This window comes from Novosphingobium sp. CECT 9465, assembly GCF_920987055.1.
Classification (GTDB): Bacteria; Pseudomonadota; Alphaproteobacteria; order Sphingomonadales; family Sphingomonadaceae; genus Novosphingobium.
On the sequence record NZ_CAKLBX010000001.1, the window covers coordinates 601,091 to 620,233 of the forward strand.

20 protein-coding genes are annotated in these 19,143 nt (G+C 61.8%); 18 read left to right on the forward strand and 2 right to left on the reverse strand.

The features are described 5' to 3' along the window. Positions 1 to 35 precede the first annotated feature (35 nt). The 18 genes from LUA85_RS02920 to LUA85_RS03005 all read left to right on the forward strand — a co-directional run bounded on the left by LUA85_RS02920 (position 36) and on the right by LUA85_RS03005 (position 17,709). Positions 36 to 395 (forward strand): hypothetical protein, encoded by a 360-nt coding sequence (locus LUA85_RS02920; protein ID WP_231466840.1) that lies wholly within the window; start codon positions 36 to 38, stop codon positions 393 to 395. A 9-nt stretch (positions 396 to 404) separates the two neighbouring features. Continuing rightward, positions 405 to 614 (forward strand): hypothetical protein, encoded by a 210-nt coding sequence (locus LUA85_RS02925; protein ID WP_231466841.1) that lies wholly within the window; start codon positions 405 to 407, stop codon positions 612 to 614. A 111-nt stretch (positions 615 to 725) separates the two neighbouring features. Continuing rightward, positions 726 to 1,583: a hypothetical protein gene (locus LUA85_RS02930; RefSeq protein ID WP_231466842.1), complete on the forward strand. Its 858-nt coding sequence runs from the start codon at positions 726 to 728 to the stop codon at positions 1,581 to 1,583. Beyond that, entirely contained in the window at positions 1,583 to 3,760 is a 2,178-nt protein-coding gene (locus LUA85_RS02935) for a PQQ-dependent dehydrogenase, methanol/ethanol family (RefSeq protein ID WP_231466843.1), read from the forward strand. The genes LUA85_RS02930 and LUA85_RS02935 overlap by 1 nt, the downstream gene beginning before the upstream one ends. 87 nt (positions 3,761 to 3,847) lie before the next feature. Further along, positions 3,848 to 4,345, forward strand: coding sequence for a DUF3237 domain-containing protein (locus LUA85_RS02940; protein WP_231466844.1), 498 nt, complete (start codon positions 3,848 to 3,850; stop codon positions 4,343 to 4,345). 110 nt (positions 4,346 to 4,455) lie between these two features. Next, positions 4,456 to 6,042 (forward strand): FAD-binding oxidoreductase, encoded by a 1,587-nt coding sequence (locus LUA85_RS02945; RefSeq protein WP_231466845.1) that lies wholly within the window; start codon positions 4,456 to 4,458, stop codon positions 6,040 to 6,042. 1 nt (position 6,043) lies between these two features. Next, positions 6,044 to 6,466: a cytochrome c gene (locus tag LUA85_RS02950; protein ID WP_231466846.1), complete on the forward strand. Its 423-nt coding sequence runs from the start codon at positions 6,044 to 6,046 to the stop codon at positions 6,464 to 6,466. Further along, positions 6,466 to 6,834, forward strand: a complete 369-nt coding sequence (locus tag LUA85_RS02955) for a hypothetical protein (RefSeq protein ID WP_231466847.1) — start codon at positions 6,466 to 6,468, stop codon at positions 6,832 to 6,834. The genes LUA85_RS02950 and LUA85_RS02955 overlap by 1 nt, the downstream gene beginning before the upstream one ends. A 209-nt stretch (positions 6,835 to 7,043) precedes the next feature. After that, positions 7,044 to 7,826, forward strand: a complete 783-nt coding sequence (locus LUA85_RS02960) for a glutathione S-transferase family protein (protein WP_231466848.1) — start codon at positions 7,044 to 7,046, stop codon at positions 7,824 to 7,826. Then, the gene (locus LUA85_RS02965) at positions 7,823 to 8,608 is read left to right on the forward strand and encodes a glutathione S-transferase family protein (protein WP_231466849.1); all 786 of its coding nucleotides are present in this window, start codon (positions 7,823 to 7,825) and stop codon (positions 8,606 to 8,608) included. The genes LUA85_RS02960 and LUA85_RS02965 overlap by 4 nt, the downstream gene beginning before the upstream one ends. A gap of 3 nt (positions 8,609 to 8,611) precedes the next feature. Then, positions 8,612 to 10,177, forward strand: coding sequence for a class I adenylate-forming enzyme family protein (locus LUA85_RS02970; protein WP_231466850.1), 1,566 nt, complete (start codon positions 8,612 to 8,614; stop codon positions 10,175 to 10,177). A 74-nt stretch (positions 10,178 to 10,251) separates the two neighbouring features. After that, positions 10,252 to 12,381, forward strand: a complete 2,130-nt coding sequence (locus LUA85_RS02975; protein ID WP_231466851.1) for a PQQ-dependent dehydrogenase, methanol/ethanol family — start codon at positions 10,252 to 10,254, stop codon at positions 12,379 to 12,381. A 110-nt stretch (positions 12,382 to 12,491) separates the two neighbouring features. Then, positions 12,492 to 14,006, forward strand: a complete 1,515-nt coding sequence (locus LUA85_RS02980; RefSeq protein WP_231466852.1) for an aldehyde dehydrogenase family protein — start codon at positions 12,492 to 12,494, stop codon at positions 14,004 to 14,006. 51 nt (positions 14,007 to 14,057) lie between these two features. After that, complete coding sequence (locus LUA85_RS02985; RefSeq protein ID WP_305799983.1) at positions 14,058 to 14,930, forward strand: amidohydrolase family protein; 873 nt, start codon at positions 14,058 to 14,060, stop codon at positions 14,928 to 14,930. Positions 14,931 to 14,940: 10 nt separating this feature from the next. Further along, entirely contained in the window at positions 14,941 to 15,402 is a 462-nt protein-coding gene (locus LUA85_RS02990; protein WP_231466853.1) for a beta-lactamase hydrolase domain-containing protein, read from the forward strand. After that, positions 15,399 to 16,148 carry an SDR family NAD(P)-dependent oxidoreductase gene (locus tag LUA85_RS02995; protein ID WP_231466854.1) on the forward strand — a complete coding sequence of 250 codons (750 nt, stop codon included), beginning with the start codon at positions 15,399 to 15,401 and terminating at the stop codon, positions 16,146 to 16,148. Before LUA85_RS02990 ends, LUA85_RS02995 begins: the two co-directional genes overlap by 4 nt. A 32-nt stretch (positions 16,149 to 16,180) precedes the next feature. Next, positions 16,181 to 16,969: a glutathione S-transferase family protein gene (locus LUA85_RS03000; RefSeq protein WP_231466855.1), complete on the forward strand. Its 789-nt coding sequence runs from the start codon at positions 16,181 to 16,183 to the stop codon at positions 16,967 to 16,969. Continuing rightward, the gene (locus LUA85_RS03005; protein WP_231466856.1) at positions 16,969 to 17,709 is read left to right on the forward strand and encodes an alpha/beta fold hydrolase; all 741 of its coding nucleotides are present in this window, start codon (positions 16,969 to 16,971) and stop codon (positions 17,707 to 17,709) included. The genes LUA85_RS03000 and LUA85_RS03005 overlap by 1 nt, the downstream gene beginning before the upstream one ends. Positions 17,710 to 17,802: 93 nt before the next feature. Here LUA85_RS03005 and LUA85_RS03010 read toward each other — a convergent pair whose 3' ends face one another. Both LUA85_RS03010 and purU read right to left on the reverse strand, forming a co-directional pair. After that, positions 17,803 to 18,204 (reverse strand): VOC family protein, encoded by a 402-nt coding sequence (locus tag LUA85_RS03010; RefSeq protein WP_231466857.1) that lies wholly within the window; start codon positions 18,202 to 18,204, stop codon positions 17,803 to 17,805. Positions 18,205 to 18,264: 60 nt separating this feature from the next. After that, the gene (gene purU, locus LUA85_RS03015) at positions 18,265 to 19,119 is read right to left on the reverse strand and encodes a formyltetrahydrofolate deformylase (protein ID WP_231466858.1); all 855 of its coding nucleotides are present in this window, start codon (positions 19,117 to 19,119) and stop codon (positions 18,265 to 18,267) included. Positions 19,120 to 19,143 lie beyond the last annotated feature (24 nt).

Consider the following 19,143-nt stretch of genomic DNA (forward strand, 5'->3'; position numbering starts at 1 on the left):
GCTATCGTCGCCGCTCCTTTGAAGGGGGAATAACCATGAGCCTGTTCGATTCGATCCTTGGCCAGGTCGCCAGCAATGTCGATGTGAAGAACCTTGCCGCAAAGGTCGGCATCGATCCCGATCAGGCCGAAAGCGCGATTGCCGCGCTCGCAGCCGGCCATCAGGCCAAGGGTGATACCATCGAAACCGCCGCCGCGAATTCCGGCCTCGATGCCTCCAAGCTGCAGGAAATCGTCGGCCATATCGGCGGAGAAGGCGCACTCGGCAATTTCGCTGCGATGCTGGGCCAGCACCCCGATGCCTTGCAGAAGGTTGCGGGCTTCCTCGACAAGGATGGCGACGGCAATCCGATCAATGACATCGCCGGTATGGCCAAGGGCCTGTTCGGCGGCTAACGCGCGCGCATGCTCGACGTTGCGCTCTCCCTGCTGATGCTCGCCGCCATTGCGCTTGTCGGTGGTGCGGTGTTCCTGTTGCGGCGGGGGGAGCGCCAGCGCCCGATCCTGATGCTGACGCTGGCCGGGATCATGGTGATCAACCTGATCATCTGGACCTTGCCCGGCAAGGGCGGTGAAACGCTGGCGGGTGCAGCCAAGGCGGGTCCTGCGCAATAGGGCATCTGCGCGGAAATCATCACGCAGCGGCCTTTATTTATAACAATTGTTACGGTATGTCCCAAGCAGGAAGGGCCGACAGAGCCTTGACCGGATGCTTTGGGAGACGTGATGAACCGCCTTGCGCTCTATGCCGTGCTTGATCGCTTTCTGGCAGCGCTGAACGCTCGTGATCCCTGGTCGCTGGACTGGGCGCCTGACGTTTATCACAGCGAAAACAACGTCATGCTGGCAATCGGCGATGGCGTGTGGGGCACCATTGACCGGCTTGGCGAATATCAATTGCGCTTTGCCGATGAGCAAACCGGGCAGGTCGGCTATTTCGGCACGGTGATCGAACCGATCGAGGAATCGGCGTTCACGCTGCGCCTTGCCGTAAACGCAGCAGGCCAGATCAGCGAATGCGAGATGCTGATCGTGCGCCAGTCCGACAGCGGCATCAAGTTCGAAAACTGCCGCTACTGGGACAAGCCGATCCTGCATCAAAAGCCCGAAGCGCCAGCAGACCGCGCGGAAATGATCCGTCTGTCCGATGGCTATTTCGATACGCTTCAGCGCAACGATGGCACCATCCACACCAGGTTCCACCCAGATTGCAACCGCGTGGAAAACGGCGTCCAGACCACGCGCAATCCCGAATTCGCCAAGATCGTACCCGTTTCGGCGCTGGGCTGCGAAGAGCAGTTCCGCATGGGCAATTACCGCTATGATGACGATCTGCGCGCGCGGCGTTTTCCGCTGGTGGACGAAGCGCGCGGGCTGGTGCTGGCGTACGGGTTCATCGATCATTCGGGCCGCTTGCGCGAATATCAGCTGACCGATGGCCGCACCGTCAAAAGCCCGGTCCTGCGCCCGCACAGTTTCTACATTTCCGAACTGTTCAAGATCGATCACGGGATGATCGAACAGATCGAAGCGAACTTCATCACCGTGCCATATCGCATGCCGTCGCCCTGGGACTCGCTGTGATGCGCAACCTCTTGGCAGGCCTGCTCCTCGGCCTCGCCGCCTGCTCGCTCGGTGGCGCAACCCCGTTGACCGAAGGCGCGGGCAGTCAATGGACCAGCCCCGGCGGCGATAGCGGCAAGACTCACCATTCGCGCCTGACCGCGATCAACGCCGAAAATGTCGGCACAATCGGCCTCGCATGGGCGGCAGACCTCGGCACCCTGCGCGGGCAGGAGGCGACGCCGGTCATGGTCGATGGTGTGCTTTACACATCGGGCACCACCGGCCGCGCCTATGCCTTCGATGCCGCCACTGGAAAGGAACTCTGGCGGTTCGAACCTGAGGTCGACATGCAGGTCAACCGCACCGTGTGCTGCGACATGGTCAATCGCGGGGTGGCCGTGGCGCGCGGCAAGGTATTCGTCGCGGCGCTCGATGGCTGGATGTATGCGCTGGATGCCCGGACCGGCGCGGTAGTGTGGAAGACCGATTTCATCGAAGACCGCCAGCGCGGCGACAATTCAACCGGTGCGCCCGAAGTGGCGGGCGATGTCGTGATCGTGGGAATGAGCGGCGCTGAATACGACGTGCGCGGTTATGTCACCGCGCTCGATCTGGACACCGGCAAGCTGCGCTGGCGCTGGCATGTGGTGCCGTCCGATCCCAGGCTGGGGCCGCAGGAATCGCCGGAACTCGAAGCCGCGCTGAAGACGTGGGACGTGGGCAGCCGCTGGGATATTGGAGGCGGCGGCTCGCCGTGGGACGCGATTGCGTTCGACCCGGAAACCGGCTTCGTGCTGGTCGGCACCGGCAATGGCGGGCCTTATGCGACATCGAAGCGCTCGCCTGCGGGGGGTGACAACCTCTATCTCGCCAGCATCGTCGCGCTCGACCCGAAAACGGGGCGGATGAAATGGCACTATCAGGAGACGCCCGGCGACAACTGGGATTTCACCGCCACGCAGCCGATGATCCTGACGCGAATGTCGATCGACGGGCAGGACCGACCGGTCGTGCTTCACGCGCCCAAGAACGGCTATCTCTACATTCTGGACAGGCGCGACGGCAAACTGCTGCGCGCCAATCCGATCGTGCGGACGAACTGGGCCAAGGGCATCGATGCGAATGGGCGTCCAATCCTTGACCCGGAAGCCGCCGATTACACCACCGGCCCCAGGATCGTGTTCCCCGCCACCACCGGCGCGCGCAACTGGCATCCGGCCAGCTACGATCCTGCCACCGGGCTATATATCGCCGCAGTGCTGGACATGGGCAACCTGATCTTCATGACCGATGGCCAGAAGCCGTACAAGGCGCGCGGATTGAACAACGATGCCGCGCTGATCTTCACGCCCGATGTCAAGGAAGCGCTGGCCACATTCCCGCCCGCGTTCGGCGATGCGGTGCGCAAATCGCCCGCCTATGCCGAGGCGCTGAAGAACCCCGCCAGCGCGCAAGTCCGCGCCATCGATCCGCTGACCGGCAAGACGGTGTGGGCCGCCGATACGGCAGGCTGGCAGGATCGGGGCGGGGTGCTCACCACCGCCAGCGGCCTCACCATTTATGGCGGCGTTACCGGCAAGCTGTTTGTGCGCGAGACGCGCACCGGCAAGCTGCTCAAGGAGATCGAAACCGGCACCGCGATCATGGCCGCACCGATGACTTACGAAATCGGCGGCGTGCAATATATTGCCGTCATGGCAGGGTGGGGCGGCGGCGGCTATCCTTTCGTGCCGCGTTATTCGGCGGCCTACACGCGCAGCAACATGAACCGGCTGCTGGTGTTCAGGCTGGGCGGCGGCAAGGTGCCTATGCCCGATATGCGCCCTGCGCTCGAAGTCGCGCCTGCCGCACCGGCACAGGCGCCCGGCGTCACCGCGCAAACCATCGCGCGGGGGCAGGGCCTGTTTTTCGGCAATTGTGCGATATGCCACGCCAACCAGCCGCGATCGATCACCCCGGACTTGCGCCGTATGCAGCAGCCCACGCACGAGCTGTTTCGCGAAATCGTGCTCGAAGGTCTGCTCGTCCCCAATGGCATGCCGCGCTGGAACGACCTTCTCACGCCCGACGATGCCGATGCGATCCACGCCTACCTGATCGACCTGCAGGGCCAGACCCGCAAGGACGAACTGGAAAAGCAAAAGGCCGGAAAGCCGCTCGACGGACCAAGCCTGACCATTCTTTCGAACTATTGATGTGCTGCGCCGCCGCTATCGCCACCGCCAACACACAGGTCCCCCCGGATGGCGAAGAGTATGGCGCGACTTGAAAGGAATTGCTGAATGGATTTCTCCACACTTGACAATCCCCGCCTCGAATTCGCCTTTGCCTGCCGACTGCGCTTCAGCCGCGTGCAGATGGTGCCTGATCTGCCGTCAGGCGGAATGCGCAGCGCGGTCTATGTCGACGAGGGTGAATTTGAGGGGCCACGGTTGAAAGGCAGGGCGGTGCCCAATTCGGGCGGTGATTATGCCTTTTTCCGTCCCGACGACACCGCGGTTTTCGACGCGCGCTATGTGCTTGAGGTCGATGACGGCACCCTGATCTACATGCAGAACAAGGGCTTCCTGTGGGGCCGCGAGCCGGGCACGATGGACCGGCTGCGCGCATGGGCCTTTGCCGACGGAGCGCCGGTGCCGCACGCCGAATACTATCTTCGCGCCCAGCCCAGCTTCGAAACCAGCATCGGCAAGCACGATTGGTTGACGCGGTACGTGTTCATTGGCGTGGGCGAGCGCAGGCCCGATGGAAATTTCGTGAAGTATTACGCGCTGACGTGAGTCAACTAAGCCCCCTCCTCTGGAGAGGAAGGGGAGAAAGCTTGACGCAAACCTCATCACACAGCATAACAATAACAATTGTTAGAAAAATACATGGGAGAATCCGTCCGGTGAAGCTTCACCTTCCCCCCCGCGTCAGCCCCAGACAGTTCCAGTCCGCGATGACCGCCTTTGCCGGCGTCGTCGGCAAGGACTGGGTGATGAACAGCGACGCCGACCGCGATGCCTATGCCGATACTTACGCCCCCGGCAGCACCGAAGAATGGCCTGCATCGGCCGCCGTCGCGCCTGTCAGCGTGGACGAAGTGCGCGCGATCGTGCGGCTGGCGAACGAATACAAGGTGCCGCTGTGGCCGGTCGCGCGCGGCAAGAACCTGGGCTACGGCACGGCTGCCCCGCGCATGGAAGGCAGCGTGGTCATGGACCTGGGGCGCATGAACAAGGTGCTCGAACTCGATCATGGGCTGGCCTATTGCGTGGTCGAACCGGGCGTCGGGTTTTTCGATCTTTATGACCGGATACAGCGCGAAAAGGCACCGTTATGGCTTTCGGTTCCGGGCAATGCCTGGGGTTCTGTGCTGGGCAACGCGCTGGAACACGGCATTGGCTATACGTCCTACGGGCTGCACGCGCGCAATCTGTGCGGGATCGAGGCGGTGTTGCCCGATGGCGATCTGCTGCGCACCGGCATGGGCGCGATGAAGGACAATCCCGCGTGGCACCTGTTTCCGATGAGCTACGGCCCGACGTGGGATCTGGCGTTTTCGCAATCCAACCTCGGTGTGGTCACAAAGGCGGGCGTGTGGTTGCAGCCTGCGCCGGAGACATCGCTTGAACTCGTTTGGGATATTCCCAAAGTCGATGATATTTCATGGGTGATCGACACGATCACGCCGCTCAAGATATCCGGCCTGATCGACCAGAACGTGTTCATCCCGTCATGGCTGGGCAAGATGGTGCTGAAAGGCCAGCGCCGCGACTTCTGGGACAAGCCCTCCGCCATTCCCGAATGGCGCGTGGCCGAACTGCTCAAGCAGTACAAGCTGGGCTACTGGCAGGTTGCGCTGCGCCTTTATGGTGAAGAGCCGGTGGTCAAGGCGCGTGCCGAAGTGGTCAAGGCCGCGATGAAGCGGCACCTTGACGCTTCGCCGCAGGAGAACTGGTGGCGGCAGGGCGATCCCGTAGGTCAGTATGAAATCACGATGGGCGTACCATCAGCGGTGCCCTTGCAGATGTCCGACTGGATCGGCGGACGCGGGGCGCACATGGGCTTTTCGCCCGTGGTCCCTGCTACCGGCAAGCATGTGCTCGATCAGATGCACCGCAGCCGCAAGATCATCGCGGATTTCGATGTCGATTTCTACGCCAGCTTCACCATCGGCGGACGCTTTGCCAACAACGTCAACATGCTGATGTACGATCGCGACAACGCGGACGAAGTGCTCAAGATGCGCAAGCTTTTCGATGCGCTGATCGTCGACACCGCCAAGGCGGGCTACGCCGAATATCGCACGCACCTTGGTTGGATGGACCCGGTGATGGAGACCTTCGATTTCAACAGCCACGCCTTGCGCCGCTTCGACGAAAGGGTGAAATCCGCGCTCGATCCCAACGGCATCATTGCGCCGGGCAAACAGGGCGTCTGGCCTGCAAATTACGCGAACATGCGCGGGTCTTCCTACAAGGGAGGGCAGTGAGATGAAGCGCATCGTTCTGGCCGCCGCGGTCCTTGCGTTCAGCGCCGCAGCTTATGCGCAAGGTACGGCAGCACTCCCTCCACCCCCCGGCGGTCCCCCGCCGATGCCGCCGTACATCTTGCGCCCGCTTGCGCCTGATGGCGATCGCCTGAAGCCAGGTCGCGATGGCAAGGCGCTGTTCGAAGTACATTGCGGCTACTGCCACCTTGTCGGCGGGATGGGCACCAACCTGTTGACCAAGCAGCAGATGCTGGCGGGCAATCCGCCGGAAAAGGGCCTGCTTTCCAACCGTGACGATCTGACCGCCGAGTACGTCAAGTCCGTGGTCCGCATGGGCAAGGGCGCCATGCCGCAGCAGACCAGGGTGGACCTGACTGACGCGGAGCTTGATGCCGTGGCGGTATATCTTGGAAAGGCTGGCTGATGCGGGTTTCAAGGCGCGCGATGCTCAAGGGCGGGGCGCTGGCCGGCTCAGCCATCGCCATGCCGGTCGTCGCTGGCGAAATGCAGCGCTTGCCGGTGATCGTGTTCGACAGCGGCATTGCCGAATCTGCCGCTTTTGCGACAAGCCGGGCGGGATTGCGCCACATCGACCTTGCCGATGGTGTCGAAGCCGGGTGGCGCGCGCTGGGACAGCCCGATCGTGTTTCCGGGCTGACACGCTGGAGCGATTGGACCGCCTTGCGCGGTGCGCTGGAGGAACAGGGCCTGCGCGTGGTGCACGAGGCGCGTGTCCCGGCTCCACTTTCCCACCGGGATCATCTGTTCCGCTGGACGATGGCCGTCCGCTGACCGCGCTGGCCCTGCCCCATTTGCCGTGATCTCAGATTGCGCGTGGTGAAATGTGTATTGTCGGCGCATGTTTGTGAGCGCGAACAGGGCTTATCCATCGGCCTGACAAAATGTCTGGCATGCGGGCTTGACCCGCGCTCCCGCTGAATTAGTATGTGTTACTAACAAATTCCGATGCAATCGGAATCGGGAGAGAGGTAAGCGAGCGGATGGACGAAGTAGCCCTCTATCATTGGGAACCCAACGCCAACTCCGGCAAGCCGATGCTGGCGCTGATGGAAAAGGGTGTTCCCTTTGTCAGCCACTACACGGACATGCTGCAGTTCGATCAGCACAAGCCGGAATATCTCGCGATCAATCCGCAGGGCACGATCCCGGCGATGACGCATCATGCCAAGGATGGCAGGCGCGTGCTGACCGAGAGCACCGCAATCATGGAATACGTGAACGAGCAGTTCGCCGGGCCAGACCTGATGCCGGGTGATCCGCAGGACAGGTGGCGCGTCCGCTGGTGGATGAAGTTCATGGACCAGTGGCTTGGCCCCAGCTTCTCGATGATCGGCTGGAGCGTGTTCGTCGGCCCGATGGTGCGGCAGCGCGATCCTGCCGAACTCGAAGCCGCGATTGATCGCATCCCGATGCCCGAACGGCGCGTGGCCTGGCGCAAGGCGATCAGCGGCAGCTTTTCGGAAAGCGAAATGGCAGAAAGCCGCCGCCGCGTGGCGCTGGGCATTGCCATGCTGGAGGAGGAACTGGGCAAGCGGCCCTATGTCGGGTCGAACCAGTACACGCTGGCCGACATCAACATCTTCAACAGCACTTATTCACTGCCGATGTCGCAGCCCGATCTGGCGGGCAAGGAGAAGACGCCGAATATCATGCGCTGGCTCAAGCGTGTCTATCAGCGCGATGCGGTGAAGCAGACATGGGCGATGGGCAAGACGGACCTTGCCACGCGCTACGGCCTGATCATGGCGGAGATCGAAGCATGAGCGCTGTTCTTTATCACGGCGAACCCAACGGCGCATCGCTGACCGTGCTGGCCGCGCTGGAAGAGGCGGGCCTTGCGCTGGAATGCCGCCACATCGACCTGCTTGCGGGCGAGCGTCATGCCTTGCCCGGCGTGACCGAAAATATTGCCATCGACCTTGGTGTCGAAGGCGAAGGACCGGTGCTGGTGGCCAACGGAGAGGCGATGACCGAATCCGTGTTTCTGGCGCAATATATCGACGAAGCCGCAGGTGGTGCAGGGCTGCAACCGACCGATGCCTATGCGCATTGGGAAATGATGATGTGGTGCCGCCAGATCACTGAGCGGCTTTCGCCCGCTGCGGCGCTGCTCGGCAATCTGGCGACGTCGCAGGCCATGATTGCGGCGATTCCGGCACAGGATTTCGCCACGCTGACATCGCGCATCGTTTCGGACGACTTGCGCGAACGCTGGCAGGCGCTGCACGACGATGCCATCGACGCAGCCCAGATTGCCGATAGCGAAGCCAAAGTCATGGCAACTGTCGAGCGCTGCGAAACGCAGCTCGGCGATGGCCGCGAATGGCTGATGGGGCCGTTCTCGATTGCCGATCTTGTTACTTATTCATGGCTGGCGGGGATGCGCCTTTTGCGCCCCGATGCTTTCGACAATGCTGCGCGCACCAACGCCTGGCTTGATCGGGTCGCCGCGCGGCCAGCGGTGATCGCCGCGCTTGCCCGCAGCACTGTTTCAGAACCGCTTCGGGTCTTTGCACCGGGGCCAGAAATCAACCGTTGGGGATAACCTGTGCGCGCCATCGATTATTTTGACCGCGGCCATGACCGCAATCCGCAGCGTCTTGCCATTGTCGATACCGAGAATGGCCTGAAACTTACTTTCGCGGAAACCAGGGCGCTTTCGCAACGGATTGCCGCGGCGCTGCAAAAGGGCGGTTTCGAGAATCAGGACCTGCTCGGCCTATATGGTCCAAACGATGGCATGCTTCTGGTGGCCCTGCTGGCGATGTGGCGCGCCAACGGCAAATGGGTGCCAGTCAACACGCGCAACGCGATCGATGCCAATGCCGCCTATATCAACTATGTCCGCCTGAAATGGATGGTCTACCATTCGTCGAAGGCCGATGAAGTGGATCAGCTGAAGGCCCTGTGCCCGACGCTTCGCCACTTCGTCTGCCTTGACAAGCGCATGGGCGATGATCCCAGTCTTGAGGAATTCATCGCAGGGGTTTCCGAGGTGGACTTCGTGGAGCCGGAAGTCGATGCGTTCGGCAACCTGATGGACATGGTCGGCATCTTTCCCACCGGCGGCACCACCGGCCCATCGAAGGGCGCGAACGTCACCAACCTTGGCTGGGGCACGATGATCGAAACCGCGGCTGACGGCATGGGCGGGCGCACGGATGATCCGGTGGCGCTGGTCTCTGCTCCGATCACCCATGCGGCAGGTCCCATCGCGCTTTCGACGATGAGCCTTGGCGCAACGCAGGTGATCCTGCCCGGCTTCGATGCAGATGCCGTGCTCAGGACGATTGGCGACTACAAGGTCACGCACATGTACCTGCCGCCAACGGCAATGTACCAGTTGCTCGCCTCGCCTGAGATCGACAAGCACGATTATTCATCGCTGAAAATCTTCATCCTTGTCGGATCGCCGTGCAGCCCGGAAAAGCTGCGGCAGGCGGTGGAAATCTTCGGTCCGGCCATGTGCCAGTCCTATGGCCAGGTGGAATGCCCGATGATCGTGGCCTGGTTCCCGCCAGAGGACGTGGCGCGGTTTGCCACTGCGGCTCCTGAAAAACTGGCATCCTGCGGAAAGCCCACCCGGTCGATCCGGGTGGCGTTGCTGGATGACGACGGCAAGGAGGTGCCCTTGGGCGAGGCGGGCGAGATTTGCGTACGGGGCGCGCTGGTCACCCATTCCTACTTTGAAAAGCCGGAAGAAACCGCCGAAATCCGCAAGTTCGGCTGGCACCATACCGGCGACGTCGGCAAGCTGGACGAGGACGGTTATCTCTACATCGTCGACCGCAAGAAGGACATGGTCGTATCGGGCGGATTCAATGTGTTCACGGCAGAGGTCGAGGCTGCCGTTACCGAACTCGCAGCCGTGCGTGAGGCTTGTGTGTTCGGCATCCCGCATGAAAAGTGGGGCGAACAGGTTCATGCCGTGGTTGTGGCCGATGGCATCACCGATGCGGAAATCATCGCTTATACAAAGCAGCGCCTGGGCGGGGTGAAGGCGCCGAAATCTGTGGAATTTGTGGAATCCATTCCGCGCACCGCAGCGGGCAAGATGGACAAGAAAGCGCTGCGCATCAAGTATTGGGGCGATGTCCAGCGCATGGTGAACTGAACACGCACAACAAACGGGGTGGACCGAGCCGGGGAACCGGACGGTCGGGCCGGATGGCCGGGAGAGGATGCAACATGAAACGGGATCGCAAGCTGAAACTGGCCCTTGCCGCAACGCTGGCAATCGCCCTGCCTTTGACGGCATGCAGCGTGAAGACCAGTGCCGAAGGTGGGGTAAACGCCCAGTCGATCATCATCGGCAATGGGGCGAACTGGCTGTCCCATGGTCGCACATATGATGAGCAGCGCTTCAGCCCGTTGAACCAGATCACGCCCGCCAACGTGGGGAATCTGGGCCTTGCATGGTTTGCCGATATGGACACCGCGCGCGGGCAGGAAGCCACGCCGCTGGTGATCGACGGCAAGATATACTTCACCACCGCCTGGTCGAAGGCCAAGGCCTATGATGCAGTATCGGGCAAGCTGCTGTGGGAATACGATCCCAAGGTGCCCGGCGAAACCGCCGTCAAGGCGTGTTGCGATGTCGTCAATCGCGGCATGGCGGCGTGGGGTGACAAGCTGTATCTCGGCACGCTCGATGGCCGCCTTGTTGCGCTGGATCGCGCCACCGGCAAGGAAGTCTGGTCCACGGTCACGGTTGACCAGACCAAGCCTTACACCATCACAGGTGCCCCGCGCGCGATCAATGGCCTGATCATCATCGGCAATGGCGGCGCGGAAATGGGGGTGCGCGGCTATGTGACGGCCTATGACGCGCAGACCGGCAAGCAGGTCTGGCGGTTCTACACCGTGCCGGACAAGCCGGGCAACAATGACGAGGAATACCTCAGGAAAGCCGAAGCCACCTGGAAGGGCGAATGGTGGAAGCTGGGCGGCGGCGGCACCGTGTGGGATGCCATGGCCTATGATCCCGAACTCGATCTGCTCTATATCGGTGTCGGCAACGGCAGCCCGTGGAATCAGGCCTACCGTTCTCCCGGCGGCGGCGACAACCTGTACCTGTCATCCATCGTCGCGATCCACGCAAAGACCGGCGAATATGCCTGGCATTTCCAGCAGACGCCTGGCGAAACGTGGGACTTTACCGCCACGCAGCACATCATTCTGGCCGATCTGGAAATCGATGGAAAGCAGCGCAAGGTGCTGATGCAGGCACCCAAGAACGGCTTCTTCTATGTGATAGACCGGACCAACGGCCAGTTCATTTCGGGCAACGCCTTCGTCCCGGTCAACTGGGCCAAGGGTCTCGATCCGGTGACGGGCCGCCCGATCGAACTGCCTGAGGCGCGCTACGACCAGACCGGCAAGCCGTTCATCGGATCACCCGGCGCAGGTGGCGCGCATAGCTGGCATCCGATGGCCTATGACCCCACCAATCGCCTGGTCTATATCCCGGCGCAACTGGCGGCCTATCCCTACTTTCCGGCAAAGGACTGGAAGCCGCAGGCTGTCGGCTTCAATACCGGAGTGGATGGCGCGGCAGGGGCCATGCCCCCCATCCGCGAGGCGCGCGAGGCGGCGCGGGCCGCGACGACGGGCGCCATCGTGGCATGGGACCCGGTGGAGAAGAAGGAACGCTGGCGTATCAACTTTCCGGGGCCATGGAACGGTGGCATGCTGGCAACGGCGGGAGGATTGCTGTTTCAGGGCAACGCCAAGGGCCTGTTCGCAGCCTATTCTTCAAAGGATGGCAAGGAATTGTGGTCGTTCCCGGCGCAAACCGGGGTCGTGGCAGCACCGATCACGTTTACGGCTGGCGGCGAACAATACGTCGCCGTACTGGCCGGGTGGGGCGGCATCTGGCCGCTGGCGACCGGCGTTCTGGCCGACAAGTCAGGGCCGGTGCGCAACATCAGCCGGTTGCTGGTGTTCAAGATCGGCGGCAAGGCGAAGCTGCCCGATGCGCCGCCGTTCGAGAAGCGCCTCCTTAATCCGCCGCCGATGGCAGGGACGCCCGAAACCATCGCCTTGGGCAACACGCTCTACGGCCAGTATTGCAACGTCTGCCACGGTGATGCGGCTGTGGGTGCCTTGCTGCCCGATTTGCGTCACAGCGGCGTCACGGCTGATCCTGACACTTGGCAATCGGTTGTCCATGACGGAATCCTGAAGGACAACGGCATGATTGCGTGGAGCAAGTACATGACGAAGGACCAGATCGAAGCGATCCGCCACTACGTGATCAAGCGCGCGCATGAAGACAGTGCGCTTGAAGACAGTGCGCTTGAAGACAAAGGTGGCTGACAGGGGCGGCTGACACTGCACGGGAATCTGATTCCGTGCGGGATCGGGCTTTCGCACTCACATAAATATGTTATGACTCATTACAAAATCCGCATGGAGAGGAGTCGACGATGAACGACATGACCACGATCTCGCGCGACCAGCGCGATTACTCGGATGCCGCCAAGGCGTTTCTCGCGCGCAAGCCGCAGCTGTTCATCAACAACGAATGGGTCGATAGCAGCCACGGCGCGGTGATCGAGGTGGAAGACCCATCCAATGGCAAGGTCGTTGGCCACGTGGTCGATGCCTCGGACAAGGATGTAGATCGCGCGGTTGCTGCTGCGCGCGCGGCTTTCGACGATGGCCGCTGGTCGAACCTGCCGCCGATGGTGCGCGACCGCACGATGAACCGCGTTGCCGATCTGCTTGAAGCCAATGCCGATCTGTTTGCCGAACTCGAAGCGATCGACAACGGCAAGCCCAAACGCATGGCTGGTGCGATCGACATTCCCGGCGCTATCAGTCAGTTGCGCTTCATGGCGGGCTGGGCAAGCAAGGTGGCGGGCGAGACGACGCAGCCCTACACCATGCCCAACGGCACCGTATTCAGCTACACGGTCAAGGAGCCGGTGGGCGTCTGCGCGCAGATCGTGCCGTGGAACTTCCCGCTGCTGATGGCCTCGCTCAAGATTGCGCCTGCGCTGGCCGCTGGCTGCACACTCGTTCTCAAGCCTGCCGAGCAGACCTCGCTCACCGCGCTCAAACTGGCCGATCTGGTGGTGGAGGCGGGCTTCCCGGCGGGGGTGGTCAATATCATAACGGGCAACGGCCACACTGCCGGCGATCGCATGGTCAAGCACCCCGATGTCGATAAGGTGGCCTTCACCGGATCGACCGAAATCGGCAAGCTGATCAACCGCAATGCCACGGCCACGATGAAGCGCGTGACATTGGAGCTGGGCGGAAAATCGCCAGTCGTGGTCATGCCCGATGTCGATGTGGCGCAGACCGCGCCCGGCGTTGCCGGTGCGATCTTCTTCAACGCAGGGCAGGTCTGCGTGGCCGGATCGCGGCTTTATGCCCACCGTTCGGTCTACGATCAGGTGCTGGAAGGGATGACCCAGACTGCACCGTTCTGGGCGCCGCGCGCCTCGCTCGATCCCGAAGCCCATATGGGACCGCTGGTCAGCAAGGAACAGCATGACCGGGTGATGGGCTATATCGATGCGGGCAAGCGCGATGGCGCCAGCGTGGTCATGGGCGGCGATGCCCCGACGACCGATGGTGGTTACTATGTGAACCCGACGATCCTTGCCAACGTGAACCCGCAGATGTCGGTGGTGCGCGAGGAAATCTTCGGCCCGGTCGTGGTCGCGCAGCGTTTCGATGATCTGGACGAGGTGGCGAAGATGGCCAACGATACCTGCTTCGGCCTCGGCGCGGGCGTGTGGACGCGCGATGTGGCGGTGATGCACAAGCTGGCCGCGAAGATCAAATCGGGCACCGTGTGGGGCAATTGCCATGCCATGATCGATACCGCGCTGCCGTTTGGCGGATACAAGGAATCGGGCATGGGCCGCGAACAGGGCCGGGCGGGTGTCGAGGCTTATCTCGAAACCAAGACCGTCATCATCCAGCTGTGATGACATGGGGGCGGGCCTGCGTGCCCGTCCTGCATTTCAGGAGTTCCAATTGTGCCCATCGACCTTTCCAGGATCAAGGCGATCGACGTTCACGTCCATGCCGAAATTTCGTGCCATGATCCCGAAGATCCGGTGATGGGCAAGTTTTTCGATGCGGCATCGGCCTATTTCAAGGCCCCGCGTGAACGGCCCAAGATGCCGGAGATCGTCGAAATCTATCGCGAACAGCAGATCGCGTTCTGCATGTTCACGGTCGATGCGGAATGCGGCATGGGCGCCAAGCGCGTGTCGAACTATGAAGTGGCCGAGATGGCGCTGAAGAACGATGACATCTGCATGGCGTTCGCCTCGATCGATCCGCACAAGGGCAAGTTCGGTGCGCGCGAGGCCCGCGATCTGATCGAGAACTACGGGGTCAAGGGCTTCAAGTTTCACAACATCGTGCAGGATTGCCATCCGGCAGACCGGGTCGGTTATCCGATCTACGAAGTCATCGCCGAATATGGCTTGCCTGCGATATTCCACACCGGGCATTCGGGCATGGGCACGGGTATGCGCGGCGGCGGCGGGATGCGGCTGAAGTATGGCCAGCCGATGCTGGTCGATGATGTTGCGGTCGATTTTCCCGACATGAAGATCATCCTCGCCCATCCTTCATGGCCGTGGGTCGATGAAAGCCTGTCGATGGCGCTGCACAAGGATAACGTGTTCATCGATCTTTCGGGCTGGTCGCCAAAGTACTTTGCCCCGCAGATCATCCAGTATGCCAATACCCAGCTTCGCAAGAAGATGCTGTTCGGATCGGACTTTCCGCTGATCCATCCGCAAAAGTGGATCGATGCGGCGTTGAAGGTCGGTTTCAAGGATGAAGTGCTGCCGGGCATCATGAAAGATAACGCCGCCCGCCTGCTCGGCCTGGTCTGAGGGCTGGTCCGTGTCCGACCCGGCCGACATCCGAGCATGGCAGCGTCTCGATGCGGAAACGACCACGTCAGGCCGGATCGAGGATCGGGATGTGGCGCGGCTGGCTGCGCTTGGCGTGGCCCATGTCATCAACCTGGCACTGGAAACCCATCCTGAAGCGCTGGCGGGCGAAGGCGACAAGCTGCGCCAGCACGGCATTGTCTATACCCATATCCCGGTGCCGTTCGATGCTCCGGGCGAGGATCACTTTGCCGCATTTGCCAAGGCGGTCGAAGCCGGGCCAAAGCCGGTTCACGTCCACTGCATCATGAACTGGCGCGTCTCGGCATTCTTCTATCGCCTGAACCGCGATCACCGCGCCATGGCCGAAGCACAGGCTCGCGCGATCATGGAGCGCCAGTGGTCGCCCGAAGGCAACGATCGGCCCGAAGCCCAGGTATGGGCCGATTTCATCGCACGGAGCGACAGATGACCGACCTTTCCGGCAAGCACATCGTCATCACCGGCGCATCGACCGGGATTGGCCGGGCCAGCGCCACCTGCTTTGCCGCAGCAGGCGCAACCGTGACGATGATTGCGCGCCGCGCCGAGCTGCTCGAACAGGCGGCGGACGAGCTTGGCGGCAAGGCCGCGTGGGCGGCGGCAGATGTTGCCGACAAGGCGCAACTTGTCGCGGCGCTGGACAAGGCGGTCGCCGCCAATGGTCCGATTGACGGGCTGTTCCTCAACGCCGGGATCGGTGGCACGTTCGCCGCGATAGAGGATTATACCGACGAAACCTTCGATGCGGTCATGGCCGTGAACGTAAAGGGTGCGTTCTGGGCGATCCAGCATGTGCTGCCATCGATGAAGCAGCGCGGGCAGGGGGCGATCCTGCTGACCGGAAGCCTTGCCAGCGAACGCGGATTGCCGATGAACGCAGGCTATGTTGCCAGCAAGCATGCCGTTCTGGGGCTATCGCGCGCGGTGGCCAATGAGGCGGCAGAATTCGGCATTCGCTGCAATTGCATCCTGCCGGGCCTGATCGAAACGCCCATGCTCGATGGCCTTCCGCCCGAAGCCGCAACGCAGATGGCCAAGGCCGTGCCGCAGGGGCGCACCGGAAAGCCCGAAGAGCTGGCGCAAGTCGCCGCGTTCCTGCTGTCGGATGCGGCAAGCCACGTCACCGCCCAAGGCTGGGCCGTGGACGGCGGCATGCTGGGAACGATGCGCGTTTGAAACAGTCGACGCGGCCGGTCAACGGCTGCGCAATGGAGAGATTTATGGCCCTGAAATATTACCACGCCGAACCTTTGGCGAATTCGCTCAAATCCATGGCGCCGCTCAAGGAAAAAGGGCTGGATTACGAGAGCGTCTACGTCGATCTGCACAAGTTCGAGCAGCATTCCGAATGGTTTACCGCGATCAATCCCGAAGGGCAGGTTCCTGTGCTGGACCATGATGGCGCAATCATCACGCACACCACGGTGATCAACGAATACCTCGAAGACGCATTCCCCGATGCGCAGCCTGCCGATGCGCCATTGCGTCCGCGCGATCCCGTGGGCGCGGCGCGGATGCGCTACTGGAACAAGTTCGTCGACGAACATGTGATGAACTTCGTTTCGATGCACGGCTGGCACCGCATGGTCGGCGTAATCGCGCGCAACATCGAAAGCGGCGATTTCGAGAAACTGCTGGAAAGCATCCCCTTGCCCGATCAGCGCAAGAAGTGGTCGACGGCACGGTCGGGATTTTCCGAGGCCGATCTTGCCAATGCCACGGCCAAGATCGAATACGCCGTGGAAAAGGTCGAGAAGCAACTGGCGCAATCAAGGTGGCTGGCAGGCGACACTTACACGCTGGCCGACATCAACTTCTATTCGCATTGCGGGATGATGGTCGAGCGCATGTTCCCTGAAATGGACATAGCCATCCGTGCGCCACGCCTGATCGAGTGGCGTGACCGTGTGACCGCGCGTCCGGCCATGGCTGAAGCGCTCAAGAGCGAGGACCGCACTGCGCCGGGGCTGCGCGTGTGGTCGGGCGAAGTACGCTGATGGCGGGATTTGTCCTGATCCATGGTTCGTGGCACGGCGGCTGGTGTTTCGATCCGGTGGCGCAATTGCTGCGCGAACGCGGACACACCGTGCTGGCCCCGACGTTGCCCGGCATGGGGGGGACGGCGGAGGAAATGGCCGCCGTCACGCTCGACGGATGGGGCGAATTTGTTGCGCAGCATTGCCGCGATCTCAAAGCGCAACTGGGCGGCGCGCCGGTGGTTCTGGCAGGCCATTCGCGTGGCGGACTGGTCATCTCCACCGCTGCACAAGCGCACCCTGCGGCGATGGATGCACTGGTCTATATCTGTGCGATGATGCTGCCATCGGGCATGAGCCGGGCCGAATTCAAGCAGATCGAAGGTCCCAATCCAGCGTTCGACGGCATCATCAGCCCGGTGCACGGCGGCGTTGCCACGGTGATTGACGTGGCCAATGCCGGCGCGGTCTTCGCCCAGATTTCATCGCCCGATCTCGTCGCCGCCGTGTTGCCGCGTTTGCAGGCAGAACCGCATGCGCCGCGTTTGCAGAAGCTCCAGCTGACGCCGGATCGCTATGGCACATTGGCGCGCACATATATCGAATGTACGCTGGACCGGACGATCCCGATTGACAGCCAGCGCAAGATGCAACGCTATTCACCGGGTGCCAAGGTGGTGACGCTGGAAGCGGATCACAGTCCCTATCTGTCGACCCCGGTGCAACTGGCCGATGCGCTGGAGGGCGCGATTCCAGGGTGAGCGCGGCGATCCAGAGAGTGGCACACCAAGGCTCTGGATGGCTTCAGCCTTCGGCCTCGCAATGACGATGATTCGGATTAAACGCGCGATGCTCTAATCGCCGAAGAAGTTCAGTTCGAGCAGTACGTTATTGGGATCCGCGGTGAAAATCTGGCGCAGGCCGATGGCTTCGATCGTGTTGACCTGGAATTCCAGGCCCGCGTCGCAAATCCGTGCCAGCACTTCGTCGTAACCGCTGCAATTGAGCGCGACGTGATGGATCGCGCCAGTGAGCGAGCCGGGCTGGACTTCGCGTTCGAAGGCGCGGGGGCAATCGACCGCGTTGATGTGGATGATCGGACGATCCTGCCCATCGTACATCCATTGCGCGTTATCCGGTGTCATTGGGGCAGGAGCGTCTCGTCGTTCGAGTCCCAGCAGCGCCTTGTAGAATTCGGCCGTGACATCGAGCCGGTCGGTGATGATGTTGACATGGTCCAATGCATTGACATTCATGGCAACTCTCCGCTGCATGGAACGTGCGGCGAGAACATGGTGCTCCCGCCGCGGTGTTCTTCAACTCTTGAATACGACCGTCTTGGTGCCGTTGACCAGCGCACGGTCTTCAAGGTGCAGGCGCACGGCTTCTGCAAGGACGCGGCGTTCGACGTCACGGCCCTTGCGCACGAGGTCTTCAGGGCTGTCGGCATGGGTGACCGTTTCGACGTCCTGATGAATGATGGGACCTTCGTCGAGATCAGTGGTGACGTAGTGGCCGGTCGCCCCGATCATCTTCACGCCGCGCGCATGGGCCTGATGATAGGGCTTGGCGCCCTTGAAGCTTGGCAGGAACGAGTGGTGGATGTTGATGCAGCGGCCCGAAAGGAACGAGGCCAGATCGTCCGAAAGGATCTGCATGTAGCGCGCCAAGACGACCAATTCAGCGCCCGTTTCTGTGACGATGCGCTTGATTTCGGCTTCCTGCTGCGGCTTGGTATCCTTGGTGATCGGCAGGTGATGATAAGGCATGTCGCCCAGCAGCGAAATGTTCAGGGCTTCCTTCGGATGGTTGCCCAGGATCGCAACGATATCCATCGGCAGTTCGCCGATGCGCGTGCGATAGAGCAGATCGCCCAGGCAATGGTCGAACTTGCTGACCATCAGGATTACCTTGCGATTCACGGATGTGTCGCGGATGTTCCATTCCATCGCGAACTGGTCTGCCACCGGCGCGAATGACGTGCGAAAATCCTCGACGGACGAATCGCCCGGATTGAACACGACGCGCATGAAGAAGCGTCCGCTCTGCAAATCGTCGAATTGCTGCGCTTCCTGAATGTTGGCGCCGGAATCGAAAAGATTTCCGGTAACGCGGGCGACGATGCCCGGCTTGTCCTCGCACGACAGCGTCAGAATCAACGAAGCGCTCATAATCTCTCTCCCTCGGCGTGCGCC